Source organism: Longimicrobium sp., assembly GCF_036280135.1.
Classification (GTDB): Bacteria; Gemmatimonadota; Gemmatimonadetes; order Longimicrobiales; family Longimicrobiaceae; genus Longimicrobium.
This window is the reverse complement of sequence record NZ_DASURI010000893.1, coordinates 1-4,867: the sequence shown is the minus strand read 5'-3', so window position 1 is coordinate 4,867 and position 4,867 is coordinate 1. Positions and strand designations below refer to the sequence as shown.

The 4,867-nt window shown below is 65.9% G+C and carries 4 protein-coding genes and 1 pseudogene; 2 read left to right on the top strand and 3 right to left on the bottom strand.

Features of this window, described 5'->3' with window-relative positions; all coding sequences use genetic code 11:
• Together VFZ20_RS28860 and queG are read left to right on the top strand one after the other, a co-directional pair.
• Window positions 1–362: pseudogene (locus tag VFZ20_RS28860) on the top strand (hypothetical protein); the annotation flags it as partial.
• 145 nt (window positions 363–507) lie between these two features.
• Window positions 508–1,674: a tRNA epoxyqueuosine(34) reductase QueG gene (queG, locus tag VFZ20_RS28855; RefSeq protein WP_329687432.1), complete on the top strand. Its 1,167-nt coding sequence runs from the start codon at window positions 508–510 to the stop codon at window positions 1,672–1,674.
• Window positions 1,675–1,946: 272 nt separating this feature from the next.
• Here the strand turns inward: queG and VFZ20_RS28850 are convergent, their stop codons facing one another.
• The 3 genes from VFZ20_RS28850 to VFZ20_RS28840 all read right to left on the bottom strand — a co-directional run.
• Complete coding sequence (locus tag VFZ20_RS28850) at window positions 1,947–3,878, bottom strand: type 2 lanthipeptide synthetase LanM family protein (RefSeq protein ID WP_329687431.1); 1,932 nt, start codon at window positions 3,876–3,878, stop codon at window positions 1,947–1,949.
• Window positions 3,875–4,552, bottom strand: a complete 678-nt coding sequence (locus VFZ20_RS28845; protein ID WP_329687430.1) for an NHLP leader peptide family RiPP precursor — start codon at window positions 4,550–4,552, stop codon at window positions 3,875–3,877. Before VFZ20_RS28845 ends, VFZ20_RS28850 begins: the two co-directional genes overlap by 4 nt.
• Window positions 4,549–4,867: lasso peptide biosynthesis B2 protein (locus VFZ20_RS28840; RefSeq protein WP_329687429.1), on the bottom strand; the 319-nt coding region annotated here is incomplete at its 5' end. The genes VFZ20_RS28845 and VFZ20_RS28840, both read right to left, overlap by 4 nt.

Genomic DNA, 4,867 nt, shown 5'->3' with positions numbered 1-4,867 from the left:
GTCTGCGCGCGCAGACGGACCTGGTGGGCACGCTGGAGGTGATCCGCGACGAGCTGTCCCGCGCCGATTCGGGCGCCACCGTGCGCGTGCTGTACATGAGCGACATGCACGAGAGCATGCCCTCCCGGGGCCGCGACTTCGATCGCCGTCCCCCTTCCAGCACCGCGGAGGCCGAGGCGTGGGCGGACGCGGACGCGGCGCTGCTGGAGCAGATGCGCGTGGACCCGGCGCGCATGGGTCGCGTGCACGTCCGCGTGCTGCTGGGCAATCTGGCGAACCGGGATCGCGCCGGCCCGGAGATCCGCCGCTACTGGGAGCGCCTGTTCCAGCACGCCGGGATCCGCCACGTCGAGTACAACTGAACAACGTTCTCACGCGGAGCCGCAGGGGACGCGGAGTACCCCGTTTCGGCGCGAACCCGGGGGTACCCTGTGCCTCCGCGGCTCTGCGTGAGAAATGCAGTTCCCCGCCCGGCACGGGAGCGCGGCGCGGGTGTACGGGGGGCCCATGACGACGCACGTGCTTTCGCCGGAGGAGATCTCGGAACGCATCCGCACCCGGGCCCGGGAGATGGGGTTCGGGGCGGTGGGCATCGCGCCCGTGGGTCCCAGCGCCCACGGCGAGGCGTACGCGCGCTGGATCGGCGAGGGGATGCACGGCGAGATGGCGTACCTGGCCCGCGAGGACGCCGTCGCCAAGCGCCGCGACCCCGCCGTGCTCGTCCCCGGCACGCGGTCGGCCGTCGTCGTGGGGCTGGAGTACTTCAACGCCGACGCCGATCCGTCCGCGCCCGCCGATCCCTCCCGCGGCATCGTCGCCCGCTACGCGCGGAACCTGGATTACCACGACCTGATGAAGGAGCGCCTGATCGCGCTCCAGGACTGGATCAACGCCGAGCTCCTGCCTGTGCGGGGCCGCGCGTACGTGGACACGGGCGCCGTGCTGGAGCGCGAGCTGGCCAGCCGCGCGGGGCTGGGGTGGCAGGCGCGCAACACCATGCTCATCCAGCCCGGGCGCGGCTCGTACTGGTTCCTGGGCGTGATCCTGCTGGACGTGGAGCTGGCGTACGACGCGCCGTTCGAGCAGGACCGCTGCGGCACGTGCTCGGCGTGCGTGCGGGCGTGCCCCACGGGCGCGCTGCTGGGCCGCGACGAGACCGGCGCGCCGCGGATGGATGCGCGGCGGTGCATCAGCTACCTCACCATCGAGCTGCGCGGCCCCATCCCCCGCGACCTGCGCCCGCGGATGGGCAACCGCGTCTACGGCTGCGACATCTGCCAGGAGGTCTGCCCCTGGAACCGCTTCGCCACGCCGTCGGCGGAGGAAGCGTTCCTGGCGCGCGAGGGGCTGGACGGGCCGAGTCTCATCGAGTGGATGACGATGACACAGGAGGAGTTCAGCGCGCGCTTCAAGGGCTCGCCGATCAAGCGGGCCAAGCGCCGCGGTCTGCTGCGCAACGTGGCCGTCGCGCTCGGCAACTGGGGATCGCCCGAGGCCGTTCCCGCACTGGTTGTCGCGTTGTCTGACGAGGAGCCTTTGGTCCGAGGCCACGTCGCGTGGGCCTTGGGCCGGATCCCGGACGAAAGGTCCGTTGTTGCGTTACGTGCGCGGTTGCTCGTGGAGGAGGACGCGTGGGTAGTCGCGGAAATCAACTCGTCGCTGGACGAGGACTGAGTTCCTGCCCGAAAGTACCGCGGGGCATCCGGGGCACTCCGTAGTGTCACGATTGCCATCTTGTGTTCGCGCGCTTCATCCCGGGGATTGGCTCAACCGGCAGCCGTGCCCAAGCCGATGACATCAGAAGAAACGAGTCGGCAACAAATATGGTGGTGAACTGGTGGTGGTCCCGAAGCGGGAGGGAGGGCAGGGCGCGATCAGGGCTGGACCGGGAGGTCTGAGGGCCCGGGCTTTCGCGCCTGCGGGACGAAGCTCCACTATCCGACTGATCAGGACTTGGCTGCGGCTTGGCAGTCCATGGCTTGGCGGATCAAGCCGAGTTGGGTGGCTAAGCCCTGCTCATTCAGCGTGGCCAATCGGCCAAGTACGCGTTGGGTTCCCGGCTCGCAGAAATAGTTCATAACTCTGTGGGCATGTTCCCCGCTCACATCGGTACTATCCGCGTCGGCAAAGAATAGTGGGACGTCCATGCGCTCGAGGTCGTGAATCTCCGATTTGATCAGGGGCCAGAAGCACGGCCGTTCGCTGTATGGTGAAGCTGCGCGGGTCACCGCATCCAGATAGACGCTTCTCGCAGCACCATCCCGCATGTACGCAGGCTTGAGACTGCCGGTCAGCAACTGGCCATAGTCCGCCGTCGGCCGGAACACGAATCGCACTGAGCGCGAAGCAAACGCCCGAAGTACGCTCTCTGGAGCAAGCAACAACTCCCGGCATTCGTGGAATAGACGGTACATCTCCTCGAATCCGGCCTTCACCGCACGTGGCTCGAGACCAAACCACTCCCGTCCAGATTGTTGCGGTGCGGGAACGAAACAGGGACGCTGCTCGGACAAGAGCATCGCATCGGAGTTGATCGCCGTCCAATGGATCGGGCGGACCACGGCGGGAGGAGGTCCCGCCCGCAGTCCACTGAAGTCCGCCGCGCCTGGCGCCGGTTCTTTCCGGCCGGGGAGTAGCCCGCTTCGGAGTACGGAGTCTCGTAGCGGATCATCAATCGCATCCCCCGTCGGATGGGCGACCCACGGGTGAAGCAACGTCTCCAAATCGACGATTACCGGGTTATCCCCGCAGCGGATCACGTTCTCGTGGTGCAGGTCATTCGCGTCCAGGAGATAAGCCACAAAGACCAGCATACCCGCGCGGCGTGAGAAACGCTCGATATCCGCATTCTCCCGATACAGGGTGGCCTCTACGTGTTCCGCCCACCCGTAACCGTCTCCGCACAAGACCTTGAAGGTCCGCAGCGACAGCGATACGCCTTGCGAGTTGGCCCATTCCAGGAGCTGGTTCCAGCACGCCTCCAACTCGACGTTCTTGGGCTTGTAGACGATCCGGGTTCCGGAGGCGAACTCAAGGATCGAGACGGACCGACCGCCATTGTGATAGTCCGAGAGCAGGGGCCGTGCGGCCACGACTTCCCCCAGCGGTGTTTCACACCCGAAAACTCGCGTCAGCTCCGCATGGTCGACTTCGAGCCGCCGGAGCATCTCGGCCTGTGTATCGACCCATTGATCTGTTGCCGTGGCAAGCAGGCGGGCCAGGACGGGGTACACTTCGGCCAAGGCGAGAAAGCCCTCGCCAAGGTGCAGGTCCACAAACTCACGATACGCCGAGTTCGGTTCGGGCCCTGAACGGTTCCGTGTCGCACGGTGGACGGAAAACTCCAGCCCCAGCGTTCGCTCGGCGACCCAGCAGAGCCGCTTGAGCAGGGCGCGCTCGAACGTCGCCTCTGCGCGCGGGGCGAGATGCCGGATCGTCCGACCCGCGGCTGCCTGCAGCGCTCGCCGCGCCACGCGGACGAATGGAAGCAGCAAGTCCTCAAAAGCAAGCGGCTCCTCTGACCGAACAGACGGGTCGGGAGCTGATGCCAGATCTGCTTGCGCAGCAGACCGGTACTCGCTGAACGTTTTCGTCCAGCGGGGGAGTTCCTCTGCTTCCCTGATGACCGGGACGCTGCCCAAGATCGAGAGGGCGGTCTCTTCCGAGAGTCCATCCCAGCTCAGACGCTTCGCGAACGCCTCAGGTTCATTCCCAAAGCATTTTCGCCACCGCTGCATGAGCAGGTCAGCGGCACGCGGATCACCCGACGGTGCCTGCCCGATGCGTAGCGCATCGGCCCGTTCCCGCAGTGACATCGCACGCGCGGCGATCAGGCGAAGCCACGCCTCGGCGGGCTCCGGAGCAACGCGCCGGTTCAATGGGGGCCGCAGCCGTACGGGCTTTCGGTTGTCTTCACGGTGCAGAGTGCCGGACTTCCGATCACCATGGGCTCGTTGACGTACGAGACGAACTCCGCAAGCTCGGAATCGTCCAGTTCGTTGTATCCGAATAGATCCGGAATGACGATGTAGAGCCGTTCCGCGGTTTCGAACCTCGCCTGCAACACCGCGCCGGGCTCTACCTCAACACCGTACAGATGCTGCAGGACCACCTTGGGCTCGCTGAGGATCTGCGCCCGGAACCCTTCGTCCGTCCAGGCCTGAATCAGCAGATCCGACGCCTGTGCGACATCCAGGAGTGGCATCCTCCTGCCATCCATCACCCAGTCGGCCGCTTGGTGCAGGTTAAGACGCCCCTGGTGATGATCGGCAACCAGGTTGTGAGGAATGACCAGATACCGCACAACCGCCGACTCCTCCAGCACCTCGATCTCTAGCGTGTCCGGCAGCTCGTATCCGAGTTCGGCCTCGATCAGCGGCTTCGGGTTGGCCACCAGCTCATGCCTGAACGCAGCGTCTCGCAGGGCCCGGATGATCACTTCGTGTTCTAGCCGCGCCCGGGTGCGCACCATCAACGAGCCCCCTGGCGCGAGTTGAGCGGTCCAGAGCGGTGCCTCGAACGGCAATCCCGCCTGATCCAAGGGTTTGTTCATTGTCTGAGACCCATGGTGGAGGTGGTTGTCGAAATGGTAGGAAGCCACACCTGCAAATGACCATTCAACTGCTCCGGCGGCTCGCTGATCACACGACCCGCCGCATCAGTAACCCACGCATGCGCTGCCAGCCGGCCGTCGGTCCGGCGACGGATTCCGAGCCGCAGATCTGAGGCATAGCCTTCTCTCGCGAGCAACGCGATCATCGCGAGGGCACGCGTTCCACAGGTACTACCCGGGACCCAGCGGGCAACGGCATCGACCGCCAGTCTCACCCGCACGTCGACATGCGTATCGCTGTGGGCAGGGCCCTGT

Bases quoted from the DNA above. Each gene is read 5' to 3' on its own strand.
- queG (WP_329687432.1), top strand. From the start codon at position 508: ATGACGACGCACGTGCTTTCGCCGGAGGAGATCTCGGAACGCATCCGC.
- VFZ20_RS28845 (WP_329687430.1), bottom strand. From the start codon at position 4,552: ATGAACAAACCCTTGGATCAGGCGGGATTGCCGTTCGAGGCACCGCTC.